This is a genomic window from Microbacterium sp. DWRC1-3 (genome assembly GCF_049896645.1).
In the GTDB taxonomy this organism is placed as follows: domain Bacteria; phylum Actinomycetota; class Actinomycetes; order Actinomycetales; family Microbacteriaceae; genus Microbacterium; species Microbacterium maritypicum.
The window spans coordinates 644,651-657,684 of the sequence record NZ_JAFCUS010000001.1; the positions used below are offsets into that span (position 1 = coordinate 644,651).

16 protein-coding genes are annotated in these 13,034 nt (G+C 67.1%); 1 reads left to right on the top strand and 15 read right to left on the bottom strand.

Going from position 1 to position 13,034, the window contains the following annotated elements:
* Positions 1-15 precede the first annotated feature (15 nt).
* The 6 genes from ACP699_RS03105 to rpsB form a co-directional block, all read right to left on the bottom strand.
* The gene (locus ACP699_RS03105) at positions 16-594 is read right to left on the bottom strand and encodes a DivIVA domain-containing protein (protein ID WP_055868485.1); all 579 of its coding nucleotides are present in this window, start codon (positions 592-594) and stop codon (positions 16-18) included.
* Positions 594-1,739 carry a phosphatidate cytidylyltransferase gene (locus tag ACP699_RS03110; RefSeq protein WP_426169100.1) on the bottom strand — a complete coding sequence of 382 codons (1,146 nt, stop codon included), beginning with the start codon at positions 1,737-1,739 and terminating at the stop codon, positions 594-596. Before ACP699_RS03110 ends, ACP699_RS03105 begins: the two co-directional genes overlap by 1 nt.
* 5 nt (positions 1,740-1,744) lie before the next feature.
* A complete protein-coding gene (gene frr / locus ACP699_RS03115; RefSeq protein WP_017830710.1) occupies positions 1,745-2,299 on the bottom strand; it encodes a ribosome recycling factor in 555 nt (184 codons plus the stop codon).
* Between the two features lie 68 nt (positions 2,300-2,367).
* Positions 2,368-3,084 (bottom strand): UMP kinase, encoded by a 717-nt coding sequence (gene pyrH, locus ACP699_RS03120; protein WP_017830711.1) that lies wholly within the window; start codon positions 3,082-3,084, stop codon positions 2,368-2,370.
* A gap of 94 nt (positions 3,085-3,178) precedes the next feature.
* Positions 3,179-4,006 carry a translation elongation factor Ts gene (gene tsf / locus ACP699_RS03125; protein WP_055868491.1) on the bottom strand — a complete coding sequence of 276 codons (828 nt, stop codon included), beginning with the start codon at positions 4,004-4,006 and terminating at the stop codon, positions 3,179-3,181.
* A 42-nt stretch (positions 4,007-4,048) separates the two neighbouring features.
* Positions 4,049-4,999: a 30S ribosomal protein S2 gene (gene rpsB, locus ACP699_RS03130; RefSeq protein ID WP_017830713.1), complete on the bottom strand. Its 951-nt coding sequence runs from the start codon at positions 4,997-4,999 to the stop codon at positions 4,049-4,051.
* Between the two features lie 304 nt (positions 5,000-5,303).
* Between rpsB and ACP699_RS03135 the strand changes: the two genes are divergently transcribed.
* Positions 5,304-5,837: a murein hydrolase activator EnvC family protein gene (locus tag ACP699_RS03135; protein WP_426169107.1), complete on the top strand. Its 534-nt coding sequence runs from the start codon at positions 5,304-5,306 to the stop codon at positions 5,835-5,837.
* 25 nt (positions 5,838-5,862) lie between these two features.
* Here ACP699_RS03135 and ACP699_RS03140 read toward each other — a convergent pair whose 3' ends face one another.
* The 9 genes from ACP699_RS03140 to ACP699_RS03180 all read right to left on the bottom strand — a co-directional run bounded on the left by ACP699_RS03140 (position 5,863) and on the right by ACP699_RS03180 (position 12,941).
* On the bottom strand, positions 5,863-6,765 hold the full coding sequence (locus ACP699_RS03140; RefSeq protein WP_426169110.1) for a tyrosine recombinase XerC: 903 nt from the start codon (positions 6,763-6,765) through the stop codon (positions 5,863-5,865).
* Between the two features lie 62 nt (positions 6,766-6,827).
* Positions 6,828-8,024, bottom strand: a complete 1,197-nt coding sequence (dprA, locus tag ACP699_RS03145; protein WP_426169113.1) for a DNA-processing protein DprA — start codon at positions 8,022-8,024, stop codon at positions 6,828-6,830.
* Positions 8,021-9,550 carry a YifB family Mg chelatase-like AAA ATPase gene (locus ACP699_RS03150; RefSeq protein WP_426169116.1) on the bottom strand — a complete coding sequence of 510 codons (1,530 nt, stop codon included), beginning with the start codon at positions 9,548-9,550 and terminating at the stop codon, positions 8,021-8,023. The genes dprA and ACP699_RS03150 overlap by 4 nt, the downstream gene beginning before the upstream one ends.
* A complete protein-coding gene (locus ACP699_RS03155; RefSeq protein ID WP_017830718.1) occupies positions 9,547-9,909 on the bottom strand; it encodes a YraN family protein in 363 nt (120 codons plus the stop codon). The genes ACP699_RS03150 and ACP699_RS03155 overlap by 4 nt, the downstream gene beginning before the upstream one ends.
* A gap of 128 nt (positions 9,910-10,037) precedes the next feature.
* Positions 10,038-10,364 carry a DUF2469 family protein gene (locus ACP699_RS03160; RefSeq protein ID WP_017830719.1) on the bottom strand — a complete coding sequence of 109 codons (327 nt, stop codon included), beginning with the start codon at positions 10,362-10,364 and terminating at the stop codon, positions 10,038-10,040.
* A 72-nt stretch (positions 10,365-10,436) separates the two neighbouring features.
* A complete protein-coding gene (locus ACP699_RS03165; RefSeq protein ID WP_426169121.1) occupies positions 10,437-11,096 on the bottom strand; it encodes a ribonuclease HII in 660 nt (219 codons plus the stop codon).
* Complete coding sequence (gene lepB, locus ACP699_RS03170; RefSeq protein ID WP_055868513.1) at positions 11,093-11,818, bottom strand: signal peptidase I; 726 nt, start codon at positions 11,816-11,818, stop codon at positions 11,093-11,095. Before lepB ends, ACP699_RS03165 begins: the two co-directional genes overlap by 4 nt.
* A gap of 117 nt (positions 11,819-11,935) precedes the next feature.
* Positions 11,936-12,283 carry a 50S ribosomal protein L19 gene (rplS, locus tag ACP699_RS03175; RefSeq protein WP_017830722.1) on the bottom strand — a complete coding sequence of 116 codons (348 nt, stop codon included), beginning with the start codon at positions 12,281-12,283 and terminating at the stop codon, positions 11,936-11,938.
* 169 nt (positions 12,284-12,452) lie between these two features.
* On the bottom strand, positions 12,453-12,941 hold the full coding sequence (locus tag ACP699_RS03180; RefSeq protein ID WP_055868516.1) for a hypothetical protein: 489 nt from the start codon (positions 12,939-12,941) through the stop codon (positions 12,453-12,455).
* Positions 12,942-13,034 lie beyond the last annotated feature (93 nt).

Sequence of the window (13,034 nt, forward strand, 5' to 3'; positions counted from 1 at the left end):
CGACCATCAGGAACCTCAGCGAACAGCCAGAATCACGTCGATCGTCGCGTCGAGGAGCGCGTCGACCTGCTCTTCGCGATACCCGCCGCGCTGCATGCGGAACGCCGCCGAGCGCAACTGCTCGGCCGTCAACGGATCGCCGTCGCGGAGGTACCGCACGATGCGCGTCGATACATGGTCGACCTCGTCGAGACGGTAGCCGAAGGTGAGCACTCCGGTCCGAGCGAAGCGGTGTCGGCGCGGGCGGGCGAGATGGTCGAGGATGACCTGCGCATCTGCTCTGGCCTGTTCGACCCAGGCGCCCGCTCCCTGCGTGCGCACCACGCGATCGCGCTCGCGCGCCGCGAAGGCATCCTCGACCCGGCCCAGTGCCGCGTCGACGTCGGCGACCACGTAACCGCCCTTCACGAGGGGGAACGACGCGGTGCGGACATCCTCAGCGGTGAGCTCATCACCGCCCGTCTCGAACGCGCGGCGAGCCGACGAGAGGAAGGTGTCCACGGCCGCACGGTGATACCCGCGCACGCGTCCGGAAGTGACCGCGAACGCAGGCGGTGCCTGTGTCGTCTGCACGTCGAGCTCGTCATCGTTCATCACAGAACCACCCAAGGAGAGAAGAGGAAGTACAGGCAGAGCGCGGGAATCGTCGAGGGCAGGATGCTGTCGAGACGGTCGAGCAGCCCGCCGTGCCCCGGCAGCCAGGAGCTCATGTCCTTGATGCCGAGGTCGCGCTTGAGCATCGACTCGCCGAGATCACCGAGCGTCGCGGACAAGAGGATAGACGCGCCGAAGATCAGTCCGCACCACCACGGCAGCTCCAGGAGGAAGAGCGCCAGCACCACACCCACCGCGAGTGAGGCGACGACGGCACCGCCGAAGCCCTCCCAGGTCTTCTTCGGGCTGATCTTCGGTGCCATGGGGTGACGTCCGAACGCCAGGCCCGCAGCATAGGCACCCGTATCGGCGGCGACGGCGATCGCGATGAACCCGAGCACCCACCACTGACCACCCTCCTGCTTGAGGAGGATGAGCGCGATGCCTGCGAGGAAGGGCACGTACACCTGGACGAAGCCGCTGATCACCGCGTCGGCGAGCACGTCGCCGTAGGTACGGCCGTCCCTCTCGACCATCTGTGCGATGAGGCGCCAGACGATGACGAAAGCCACCGAGACGAAGAGCATGACCCAGCACAGCCAGGGCTCGGCGAAGTAGGCGGACAGCACGAGGAAGGCGGCTGCGATCAGCTGCGGCACCACGTCCACCCGCCGGCCGGAGCTCCGCAGTGCTCTGGAGAGCTCGTAGACGCCCAGCAGCGCGGCCGCGAGGGCGAACGGCACGAACAGCACCTTCAGGAACAGCAGCGATCCGAGCAGCACAGCGCCGAACGCAAGACCGATCAGGATGGCGAGGATCAGATCCCGCCCCGTGCGCTCTTTGATGCGTTCGTTCGCCTGGTCGAGCTGGTCGCGCGCGTGGGAGACATGGGTGCCCAGCTCATCCCGCGCCGCACGCCATTGCTCGCGGATCGCATTGTGATCCGCCGTGTCCAATGGGGAAACGTGACTCGCTGCGGACCCATCCGGAGCAACCGGCAACGGGGGGCGCGGAGGAACGGCGGCGGCATCGAAGGACGGGAATGCCTCGTCCCCGAGCGGGACGCTGTCGGACGGCAGGCCGTCGTGCGCGTCGTGACGCGTGAACGGCTTGTCGTCCTCGGCATCTCGCGTTTCGTCAGACATCCTGACTACACCTCGAGGAGTTCTGCCTCTTTGCGCTTCAGCGCGTCATCGATGAGATCGACGTGCTGACGCGTCAGGACGTCGAGCTCCTTCTCGCCGCGCGCGATCTCATCCTCGCCGAGCTCGCTCTTGAGCGCGTCCAGCTCGTCCTTCGCCTTGCGACGGATGCCGCGGACGTGGACCTTCGCGTCCTCGGCCTTGGTCTTGACGAGCTTGACGTACTCCTTGCGACGCTCCGCCGTGAGCTCCGGCATCGTCACGCGAACGAGGTTGCCGTCGTTCGTGGGATTGGCGCCGAGGTTCGGCATGTCGCGGATGGCCTGCTCGATCGCCTTCAGCGCCGACTTGTCGTACGGCGTGATGATGAGCGTGCGTGCCTCCTGGTTCGCCAGTGAAGCGAGCTGCGCGATCGGGGTGGGAGTGCCGTAGTAGTCCACGAGGACCTTCTGGAACATCTGCGGGTTCGCACGACCGGTGCGCACCGTGGAGAAGTCCTCCTTGGCAGCTTCGACCGCCCGGTTCATACGAGTGGTGGTTTCAGCGAGGACGTCCGCGATCACGGTGACTCCTATCGTCGGGGTGTTCTGCAAATTCTATCGGGCGAAGTCGTCTCCGCCGTGTCACACGCTCAGGCGGTGACGAGGGTTCCGATCGGCTCGCCGAGAAGCGCACGGGTCACGTTGCCTGCCGGCTCCATGCCGAACACCCGCATGTCCATGCTGTTGTCCATGCACAGGCTGAACGCCGTGGAGTCGACGACCTTGAGACCGCGCTGCAGGGCGTCGCGATAGGTCACGCGCTCGATGCGCTCCGCGTCGGCGTGCTTGTTCGGGTCGGCGGTGTAGATCGCATCGACGCCGTTCTTGGCGACGAGCACCTCGTCCGCACCGATCTCGAGCGCGCGCTGCGCGGCGACGGTGTCGGTGGAGAAGTACGGGAGGCCTGCACCTGCACCGAAGATGACGACGCGGCCCTTCTCGAGGTGGCGTTCGGCGCGACGCGGAATGTACGGCTCGGCGACCTGCGTCATCGAGATCGCCGACTGCACGCGGGTGGCGGCTCCGGCCTGCTCCAGGAAGTCCTGCAGCGCGAGGGCGTTCATGACCGTGCCCAGCATGCCCATGTAGTCGGCGCGTCCGCGGTCCATACCGCGCTGGCTCAGCTCGGCTCCGCGGAAGAAGTTGCCCCCACCGACGACGATCGCGACCTCGACGCGGTCGACGGCGGCCGCGATGTCGCGCGCGATCTGGGACACCACATCGGGGCTGACGCCCAGCTGCCCCGCTCCGAATGCCTCTCCGGAGAGCTTGAGAAGGACGCGGCGGCGTCCGGTGCGTTCAGTCATGGGTGGGTGTGTCCTCTCGTCCCGATTCAAGATAGTGCCTTGTGGGCATGAAGAAGGGGTTCGGATCTTCGCGATCCGAACCCCTTCGACGTTGCTACGCGCCGACCTTGAAGCGCGCGAAGTCCGTCACGGTGATACCGGCGTCCTTCGCCACCTGGGCGACAGAGAGCTTGTTGTCCTTGGCGTAGTCCTGCTCGAGCAGGGCGACCTGCTTGATGAACGCAGAGACGCGGCCCTCGACGATCTTCGGGAGAGCCGCTTCCGGCTTGCCCTCGTTGCGAGAGATCTCGGTGACGATCTCGCGCTCCTTCTCGACCGCGTCGGCAGGAACGTCCTCACGCGACAGGTAGGACGGGTTGGCGAACGAGATGTGCTGGGCGATGCTGCGCGCAGTCTCCGCGTCGTCACCCGAGTAGGCGACGACGACGCCGATCTGCGGCGGCAGGTCCTTGCTCGTGCGGTGCAGGTAGACCTCGACCTTGTCGCCGGTGATCGTGCGCACCCGGCGCAGCTCGACCTTCTCGCCGATGATCGCAGCCTCTTCCGAGATGACCTGCTCGACGCTCTTGTCGCCAGCGGTCGCGGCGAGGGCAGCGTCGACCGAGTCGGCCTTCACTGCTGCTGCGGCGTCGGCGACCTTGTCGGCCAGCGCGATGAAACGCTCGTTCTTGGCGACGAAGTCGGTCTCGCAAGCGAGCTCGATGAGCGTCACAGCGCCATCCTGCTCACGAGCGACGATCAGTCCCTCGCTGGTCGAGCGGTCAGCGCGCTTCGCGTTGCCCTTCGCACCCTTGAGACGCAGGATCTCGGTGGCCTTCGCGACGTCTCCGTCGGCCTCCTCGAGCGCCTTCTTGGTGTCGACCATTCCGGTGCCGAGCTGCTCACGCAGCGCCTTGAGGTCAGCGATGGTGAAGTTGGCCATGTGTGGTGGCTCCTTGCTTCGTTAGGTGTGTGTACGAGGGGATTACTTGGCGTCAGCAGCTTCGGCGGCGGCGACCTCAGCGGTCTCCTCACCGGAAGCGGCGGCGATCGCCTCGTCGTGAGCCTCAGCACCGGCCTCGTCGGCAGCGGTCTCGTCGGCGGCGGGCGTCTCGACGACGGCAGCAGCGTCATCTGCGGTGACGACCTCGGCGGCGTCAGCGGACTCCTGAACCTCCTGGGCAGGAGTCTCGAGGAGCTCCTTCTCCCAGTCGGCGAGCGGCTCGGCGTCGCCCGTCTCCGGGTTGTGCTTCTGCTGCAGGCCCTCGGCCGCGGCGTCAGCGATGATGCGCGTCAGCAGCGAGACAGAACGGATTGCGTCGTCGTTGCCGGGGATCGGGTACTGGAAGTCGTCCGGGTCGGCGTTCGTGTCGAGGATGCCGATCACCGGGATGCCGAGCTTCTTGGCCTCGTCGATGGCGAGGTGCTCGCGCTTGGCGTCGACGACCCAGATGGCCGACGGCGTCTTCGTGAGGTTGCGGATACCGCCGAGCGACTTGTGCAGCTTGTCGAGCTCGCGCTTCTTGAGGAGCAGCTCCTTCTTCGTGAAGCCGCTGTTCGCCGGGGTCTCGTAGTCGAGCTCCTCGAGCTCCTTCATGCGAGCGAGACGCTTGGAGATCGTCTGGAAGTTGGTGAGGAGTCCACCGAGCCAGCGCTGGTTCACGAAGGGCTGGCCGACACGGGTCGCCTGCTCTGCGAGGATCTCCTGCGCCTGCTTCTTGGTGCCGACGAAGAGGATCGTTCCACCGTGGGCGACGGTCTCCTTGACGAAGTCGTAGGCCTTGTCGATGTACCCCAGCGACTGCTGCAGGTCGATGATGTGGATGCCGCTGCGCTCCGTGAGGATGAAGCGCTTGACCTTCGGGTTCCACCGACGGGTCTGGTGTCCGAAGTGCACGCCGCTGTCGAGCAGCTGGCGGATGGTGACCACAGCCATGGTCGTCTCCTTGTTCTGGCGCGTTCCTGCGCCGTTGAGGTTGCAAGCCGATCGGATGATCGGACTTCCTGGTGCCCGGCTCACGCCCGCCCGCTCGAAGAACAGGACCTGTGGGAATGGATGCCGCGATCTGAATCGCTTTGGGCACGCGTAGTCACCTCGATTTCGAGGTGCTCCCCCAGCATACAGGATCGTGCGTCCACTGACCCTGCACTCACGCTCGCCTGCCTGACTTGTCCCGCAGAGGTGGCCCCGACGTCGCTTCGTACGCGAACGACCGTGCATGAGCGACGAGACTCCTGCCATGCGCGCATCCTCCAGAATCGTCTCCACACTGCTGATGGCGTTCGTCATCGCCGCCTCGTCCCCGTCGGCCGGCGCCGGCGCGACCGAAGCCCCGACGCCGGACGACACCGCCGGGGCCCACTGGAGCTGGCCGTTGGCCGGTCCGCGCCTGGTACTGGAGCCCTATCGCGCCCCCGCGCACGAGTACGGAGCCGGGCATCGCGGAGTCGATCTCGGCGCATCCGTCGGCGCGGTGGTGTCCGCTCCAGCCGACGGGACCGTTGCCTTCCGCGGCACCGTGGTGGATCGCCCGATCCTCACCATCGAACACGCGAATGGACTGGTGACCACATTCGAACCGCTTCGCTCCCCCTTGGTTCCGGGTGACGTGGTGGTCTCCGGCGAGGAGATCGGATTCGTCGACGTGGGCGGACACACCTCACCCGGCGCACTGCACCTCGGTGTTCGACGCAACGGCGACTACGTGAACCCCATGCTCTTCTTCGGCGAGGTTCCTCGCGCCGTGCTTCTCCCGTGTTGCCTCGCACGCTGAGCGAAGGTGCGCGGGAGACGCCGGCTCACGCCCGCGGATGGGCGAGCCGATAGGTCGCAGTCAGCCGCTCGGTGGAGACATGTGTGTAGATCTGCGTCGTTCCGAGGCTGGCGTGTCCGAGGATCTCCTGCACGGCCCGGAGATCGGCTCCACCGTCGAGAAGGTGCGTGGCAGCGGTGTGCCGCAAGGCATGAGGGCCGATCGTCTCCGTGCCGACGATCGGAGCGAGCTCACGTGCGACGAGTTCGTACACGGTGCGCGGTCCCACTCTCGCCCCCCGGCTTCCGAGGATCACTGCGGCGGTGAACGTCCGCGACCTGGCCACGAGAACCGGCCTTCCGCGTGTCAGATACGCGGTGAGCGCGTCCCGCGCGGGCGAGCCGTAAGGAACCACGCGCTCCTTAGCTCCTTTGCCGAGCACGCGCGCAGAGCCGCGATCGAGATCGAGGTCGTCGATGTCCAATCCGCACAGTTCCGAGACGCGGATACCGGAGCCGTACAGCAGCTCGAGGATCGCGTGGTCCCGCAGCGCGAGCGCGTCCCCCTCCTCGGCCGCGGCGCGGAGCGTGTCGAGGAGCGCGGACATCGCGTCTCGTGAGGCGACCGTCGGGAGCGTCCTCCCCTTCTTCGGCGCGACCAGACGCAGGCTCGGGTCATGGGCGATGAGGGCGCGCTCCTGCGCCCAGCTGAAGAACGATCGGGCCGTGGCCGCCCGCCGCGCCAGCGTCGATCGCGCATCACCCCGCTGCGTCGCACGCCAGAGCCAATCCCGCAGAACCTCCAAATCGACGGCTTCGAGCGGGACACCCCCTGCCGATGCGTCGAGGTCGCGCAGGTCGGATCGATAGGCCTTCACGGTCGCGGGAGACAGCCGACGCACCCGCTCCAGGTGATCGGCGAACTCGTCTACCGCGGTCGCGAGATCCATGACTCCAGCTTGCACCGCTCCCCAGATGTCTCAGGCAGCCTCGCCGTCGAGATGCCCGGCAATCAGCGCGATGGGGACGCGGGCGCTCGATACCACCCCCCGCCGTCGAGTGCGACGTCCCCCTCCAGGTGCAGGAGGCCGAGCACCGCCCGGACGCGATCCGGCGACAAACCAGAGCGACGGGCCACCTCATCTATCGGCAGTCGCGACCTGGTTCCCAGGGCGTCGAGAACACGGGTATGGCTCGACTCCCGGACGTGCGCTCCCTGCTCGTATCCGTCGTCGAGCGAGCCGAGCAGTTCTCTCACCTCCCGGGCTGAGGTGACGCATTGCGCGTCATACTCGCGCAGGAGACGATGACATCCGGCCGAAGAAGCCGAGGTCACAGGCCCGGGGACAGCGCCCAGAGGGCGACCGAGAGCAGCCGCGTGACCGGCGGTGTTCAATGATCCGCTGCGCCACCCTGCCTCGACGACGACCGTCGCGTGCCCGAGCGCCGCAATCAGACGGTTCCTCGCAAGAAACCGCCACTTCGTGGGCGCCGCGCCGCAGGGCGGCTCGCTCACGAGCGCCCCCTCCTCCGCTATTCGTCTCAGGAGCGACTGATGTCCGGCCGGGTAGGCACGATCCACTCCCCCAGCGAGAAACGCTATGGTCGCACCCTGTACGCCGAGAGCCGCTCGATGCGCTGCACCATCGATCCCGTAGGCACCGCCCGAGACGATCACCGCCCCGGTAGCAGCGAGATCACCGGCCAGTTCTGTCGCGACGTGTTCGCCGTAGCCGCTGGACGCTCGCGCCCCGACGATCGACACGCGAGGTTCGCGGGTGAGCAGTTCGGTACGGCCTCGCACCCAGAGCGCGCTCGGAGCGTGGGGACCGAGGTCTTCCAGAGCAGCCGGCCACGCCACGTCACCGGGGATCACGAGCTTTGCGTCGACGTCGGCGGCGCTGCGCAGAGCAGCGCCCACCGCAAGGGGGTCTGCGCGCGTGCGCCATCGAGCGCGTCCCTCGCGGAGTGCGCGCGACGCGGCGGCGCTCGCACCGCCTGGTGCGATCAGCGATGAGGAATCTCCGACGGCCAGCGCGAGGGCTTCCACCGCTCCCGCCGACTGGATCAGTGCACCGGCCACCGCGTCACCAGGCTCAGCGATCACCGTCCACGCGGCGCGCGCGATGCACTCCTCCGGGTTCTCCCCCGGATGGATGCGACGCGCGAGATCGCTGATCTCGGACTCGGCCAGCAGCAGGTCGATCATCGTGGCAGCCCCCGTCGAAGGTGCAGTGCGCGTCCGATCTCGTCGATGCCCGGCCGCTCGATCTCCCCCAGATCCGCCATCGTCCAGGCGACGCGCAGAACCCGGTCGTAGCCACGGAGCGTGAGAGCCCCGCGCTCCAGCGCGCGATCGAGGGGAGAGCGCGTCACCGCAGGCAGCCGGTGCGGTCCCTGTCGCAACCACGTGCCCGGAACATCGCCGTTACGACGCCAGCGGGTTCCGTTCCATCGGGAGGCTGCCCGCGCCCGAGCGGCAGCGACACGATCACGCGCCTGCGCCGTGGAGAGATCGCCTCTCTTGCCCGCCATCGCTCGCGATGCGGCGACACGGTTCACCTGCAGATCGATGTCGATGCGATCACGGAGGGGTCCGGACAACCGAGTGGAGTAACGCCTGATCGACATGGGAGGGCAGACGCACTCGGCGCCGCGAACACCATGATTCCCACACGGGCAGGGATTCATCGCGAGGAGCAACTGGAAACGGGCGGGGAAAGTGGCGGTGAATCCTGCTCGATGCACCTCGATCACCCCCGACTCGAGCGGCTGTCTCAGCGCATCAAGCGCGACGCGCGAGAACTCGGCGGCTTCATCGAGGAACAGCACGCCGCGGTGCGCCCGCGCGATCGCTCCCGGTCTCGCGGTGCGGGAGCCGCCGCCGACGAGAGCGGCGACCGACGCGCTGTGATGCGGCGCTTCGAGCGGCGGAAGCGGATCGAGAGCTACGACCGCCTCTCCGCTGAGCGAGCGCACGGACGCGACCTCGAGGGCTTCCTGTTCCTCGAGCGCGGGCAGGATCCCCGGGAGCCTGCGGGCGAGCATCGTCTTCCCCGCTCCCGGGGGGCCGCTCAGAAGCATGTGATGACCACCGGCTGCTGCGACCACGAGTGCGTCCACAGCGTCGTCCTGACCCACGACATCGGCCAGGTCGAGGCTGTCGCCCCGAGTGTGCACGGCCCCTGCGACCTCGACGGCCTCCACCTCGGGCGCCTCGACATCGGCGCCATGCCAGACGGCCACCTCGGCGAGAGAGGCTGCCGCGCGAATCTCGACACCGGGAACCAGCCGCGCCTCCGCTTCGTTGCCCCGAGGCACGATCACCGTCTCGAATCCGGCTCGCGCCGCGGCGAAGACTGCGGGAAGCACGCCGGGAACGGGACGGACCCTGCCGTCGAGGCCGAGCTCGCCGATATGGACCGTCGCGGCGATCGAACGCGCCTCGATGGATCCGCCGGCAGCGAGACAGGCCATGGCTATCCCCAGATCGAATCCGGCCCCGTGCTTGGGAAGGCTCGCCGGTGAGAGGTTCACCGTGAGTCGTCGCCGTGGCAGGTCCAATCCGGCGTTCTTGCAGGCGTTGTGCACGCGTTGGACGGCCTCGCCCAGCGACTTGTCCGGCAGCCCGATGATGCGGAACTCGGGAGTCTGATTCGACATGTCGGCCTCGACCTCGACCAGATGCCCGTCGACTCCGGTGAGAGCGACCGCCCAGGTGCGCGCGGTGGTCATGCGATGTCCACGAGATGCTCGAGCGCGCCGGAGGACGGATCCGGTCCGATGATGCCTATGGCTTCGAGTCGCACACGTCGACCGCGGGCGGCTTCCGGATTCTCCGCGACCCATGCCTGCGCGAGTTGCCACAGCCGACGTCGCTTACGGGCGTCGATCGCCTCGAACGGGTGGCCGTAGGCGGTCGTCCGTCGCGTCTTGACCTCGACCACAGCGAGATGACCGTCGCGCGCGGCGACGATGTCGATCTCTCCCTGCGCGCACCGCCAGTTCCGCGCGAGCACGGTGTACCCGTTGCCCCTCAGATGCTGTGCGGCGCGCTCTTCGCCTGCTCTTCCGAGTTCATCCTTCGCTGCCATGTGCCCAGCATCACGCGGGGTGCGTTCCGAAAGGAGCGATTCGATGCCGCTTCCGCGGCATCTGGGGAGAAGTCAGCTCTCCGAGATCGTGTGGAGGGCGTGCGAAGGCGGCGGGCCGAGAGGAACCGTCACTCGCCGTCGAGGGAGAGCTCCTGCGGGAGCTCGAACTCCCGGCGCTGCAGTTCCTCGACATTGACGTCCTTGAACGTCAGCACGCGCACAGCCTTGACGAAGCGATCGGCACGGTAGATGTCCCACACCCAGACGTCGGTCATCGAGATCTCGAAGTAGAAGTCATGCTCGGTGTCCCGACGGACGACATTGACTTCGTTGGCCAGGTAGAACCGGCGTTCGGTCTCCACGACGTACTGGAACTGCGACACCACATCCCGGTACTCCCGGAACAGTGCCAGCTCGAGCTCGCGGTCGTAGTCGTCGAAGGCTTCCTCATCCATGATGTCTCCATCCTAGAGTCGCAGGCACCGCGGCGCGTCATCGACCGCTCGGGCACGGCCGGTGCGACCCGCTCAGAACAGGGTGGGCACGTCCGCGATCGCCCAGGATGCCCTGTGGTGCGGGGAGAGCCCGACAGTCCGGATCGCGTCGCGATGCGCTGTGCTGGCGTAGCCCTTGTTGCGATCCCACTGATACGCGGGATGCATCTCGTGGAGCTCGGTCATGTATGTGTCCCGCGCGACCTTCGCGATCACGGATGCCGCCGAGACCGATGCGCAGTCCCGGTCGGCCTTCACCACCGGACGCACCCGGAGCGGGGCGGGATGCACCTTCGACAGATAGTCGTGATTGCCGTCGAGCAGGACGAGAGCACCGTCGAGCGCCGCGCCCTGATCGGCGACGGCCTGAACCGCCCGCGATGCGGCGAGACCGAGCGCCCGCATGATGCCGACCTCATCGATCTCCGCCGCGCTCGCCCACCCGACAGCGGACGCCTGCACCCACGCCGCCGCGCGCGCAGCGACCTCGGGCCTGCGCAGCTCCGTCACGAGCTTGGAATCCCGCAGCCCCTCGGGCACGCGACGGCGAGCACCAGCGGCATCCATCACTGCAGCTCCCACGGCGACCGGTCCGGCGAGTGCACCCCGACCGACCTCGTCCAGAGAGATGATCAGCTCGCACTCGCCGAGGAGCCGGCGCTCGAGAGTCAGCTTCGGCGCGACGACGGTCATTCCGGAGCCGGCACGCCGTTGAAGATCTCGTGATGACCGTCGATCGGCCCCAGCCGGTCCAACGGCCAGGTCGTGAGGAACGCCTTGCCCACGATGTTCCCCATCGGGACGAAGCCGCCGCTGGGGAGATCCTGGTGCGCGCGGGCGTCGCGCGAACGGTCGCGATTGTCCCCGAGCAGCCACACCGAGTCCTCGGGCACCACGACGTCGAAGGGCTCGTTCGAGGCAGCAGTGTCGCCGGGCGGGAGGTTAAGGTAGCTGAGCTCATCGATGGGCGCGCCGTTGATGGTGATCTGACCGAGCGCGTTGCAGCAGACGACATGATCGCCGGGCAGACCGATCACGCGTTTGACGAGATGGTCCTGCGAGTCGGTGGCGGAGATGCCCACGAAATTCAGCACCCAGTCGACAGCTTCGACCAGCGGCGGCTGCGCAGGGGTCTGCGGCTGCCCGTCGAGCCACCCGCCCGGGTCCTTGAAGACGACGACGTCGCCCCTCTCGTAATCCGTCCAGCGGGGCGTGAGCTCGTCGACCAGGATGCGGTCGTTGATCAGCAGCGTGCGTTCCATCGACGCGGAGGGGATGTAGAACGAACGGACGACGAAACTCTTGACGACGAAGGAGACCAGCGCGGCGATCACGACGATCACCAGGACGTCACGAAGGAAGACCAGGAACCCGCGACGTCTTCTGGACGTGGGCGCGGACGGGGATTCAGTCATCAGGTTCCTTCACGATCAAGCACCGTCGTGCGGCGACGGTATCTAGGTTCGCACACCGCAGGGAGAACAAAGCACCCCGGGACATCGTGTCCCGGGGTGCTGTGGAGATGCTGCGACTCAGCGGTCGCGCTTCTCCTTGATCTTCGCCTTCTTGCCGCGCAGCTGGCGGAGGTAGTAGAGCTTCGCGCGACGCACGTCACCGCGGGTGACGACCTCGATGTGGTCGATCACCGGGGAGTGCACCGGGAAGGTACGCTCGACGCCGACCTGGAAGCTGATCTTGCGGACCGTGAAGGTCTCGCGCACGCTGTCGCCCTGACGGCCGATGACGACGCCCTGGAAGACCTGGATACGAGAGCGGCTGCCCTCGGTGATGTTGACGTGCACCTTGACGGTGTCGCCGGGGAAGAAGTCCGGGATGTCCGAACGGAGGGAAGCCGCATCGACGGCGTCGAGGATCTGCATGATCGTCTCTCTCTGCACCCGCCACAGGTCGCATGCATGTATTCAAAGGAACAAGAAAAGGATTGAACTGTACGGCGCTCAAGCGTCCGCGGGCTCCCCTGTGGCAGAACCGGTCACAGCACAAACACTCATTCTGCCATGGATGCGACGCCCGGCCAAAACGCTGACGTCAGTCGCGACTATCGGTCTCCCGCACCACGATGACCTCGTGGGCGCGTGTGGGCGGTGCCGGCTCATCCACCGTCGGAATCGTCGACCAGGTGATGGTCTCTCGCAGACGCGCTCCGCTCCCCTTCGCCTCGTTCCACAGCTGCCACAGCTGCAACCAGATCAGGGCGATACCGGCGACGATGGCACCCGTGAGCAACCATGGGAACGCCCCGTCGATGAAGAACCCGACGGCGATCGTCAACCCGTTCCAGACCGTGAATCCCGCGACGTCCCACCAGGAGACCGCCCGTTCGATGCGGACCGAGGGACGCGAGCGCGTCAGGAGGGTGAGCAGAAGCTGGCCGAGGAAGACCGAGGGCATCGCGATCAGCAGCACCCAGAGGATCGACCATCCTCCCTGGAAGACGCCCCACCCGATGAGAAGCCACAGCGGCAGCAGGAACGCCGCCGGAAGAAGCCAGCGGAAGAAGGCCTGTCGCAACCACATGCTCAGATCGTACGACGCCGTCCGTTCCCATGTCCGGGTGTTCGCTGACAGCGGTCGGGGATCCCGAGGCGTGGGATCAGGGAGAATGGAAAG

Coding starts and splice junctions, on each gene's coding strand:
- ACP699_RS03105 (WP_055868485.1), bottom strand. CDS start 594: ATGAACGATGACGAGCTCGACGTGCAGACGACACAGGCACCGCCTGCG.
- ACP699_RS03110 (WP_426169100.1), bottom strand. CDS start 1,739: ATGTCTGACGAAACGCGAGATGCCGAGGACGACAAGCCGTTCACGCGT.
- pyrH (WP_017830711.1), bottom strand. CDS start 3,084: ATGACTGAACGCACCGGACGCCGCCGCGTCCTTCTCAAGCTCTCCGGA.
- tsf (WP_055868491.1), bottom strand. CDS start 4,006: ATGGCCAACTTCACCATCGCTGACCTCAAGGCGCTGCGTGAGCAGCTC.
- rpsB (WP_017830713.1), bottom strand. CDS start 4,999: ATGGCTGTGGTCACCATCCGCCAGCTGCTCGACAGCGGCGTGCACTTC.
- ACP699_RS03135 (WP_426169107.1), top strand. CDS start 5,304: ATGCGCGCATCCTCCAGAATCGTCTCCACACTGCTGATGGCGTTCGTC.
- ACP699_RS03140 (WP_426169110.1), bottom strand. CDS start 6,765: ATGGATCTCGCGACCGCGGTAGACGAGTTCGCCGATCACCTGGAGCGG.
- dprA (WP_426169113.1), bottom strand. CDS start 8,024: ATGATCGACCTGCTGCTGGCCGAGTCCGAGATCAGCGATCTCGCGCGT.
- ACP699_RS03150 (WP_426169116.1), bottom strand. CDS start 9,550: ATGACCACCGCGCGCACCTGGGCGGTCGCTCTCACCGGAGTCGACGGG.
- ACP699_RS03155 (WP_017830718.1), bottom strand. CDS start 9,909: ATGGCAGCGAAGGATGAACTCGGAAGAGCAGGCGAAGAGCGCGCCGCA.
- ACP699_RS03160 (WP_017830719.1), bottom strand. CDS start 10,364: ATGGATGAGGAAGCCTTCGACGACTACGACCGCGAGCTCGAGCTGGCA.
- ACP699_RS03165 (WP_426169121.1), bottom strand. CDS start 11,096: ATGACCGTCGTCGCGCCGAAGCTGACTCTCGAGCGCCGGCTCCTCGGC.
- lepB (WP_055868513.1), bottom strand. CDS start 11,818: ATGACTGAATCCCCGTCCGCGCCCACGTCCAGAAGACGTCGCGGGTTC.
- rplS (WP_017830722.1), bottom strand. CDS start 12,283: ATGCAGATCCTCGACGCCGTCGATGCGGCTTCCCTCCGTTCGGACATC.
- ACP699_RS03180 (WP_055868516.1), bottom strand. CDS start 12,941: ATGTGGTTGCGACAGGCCTTCTTCCGCTGGCTTCTTCCGGCGGCGTTC.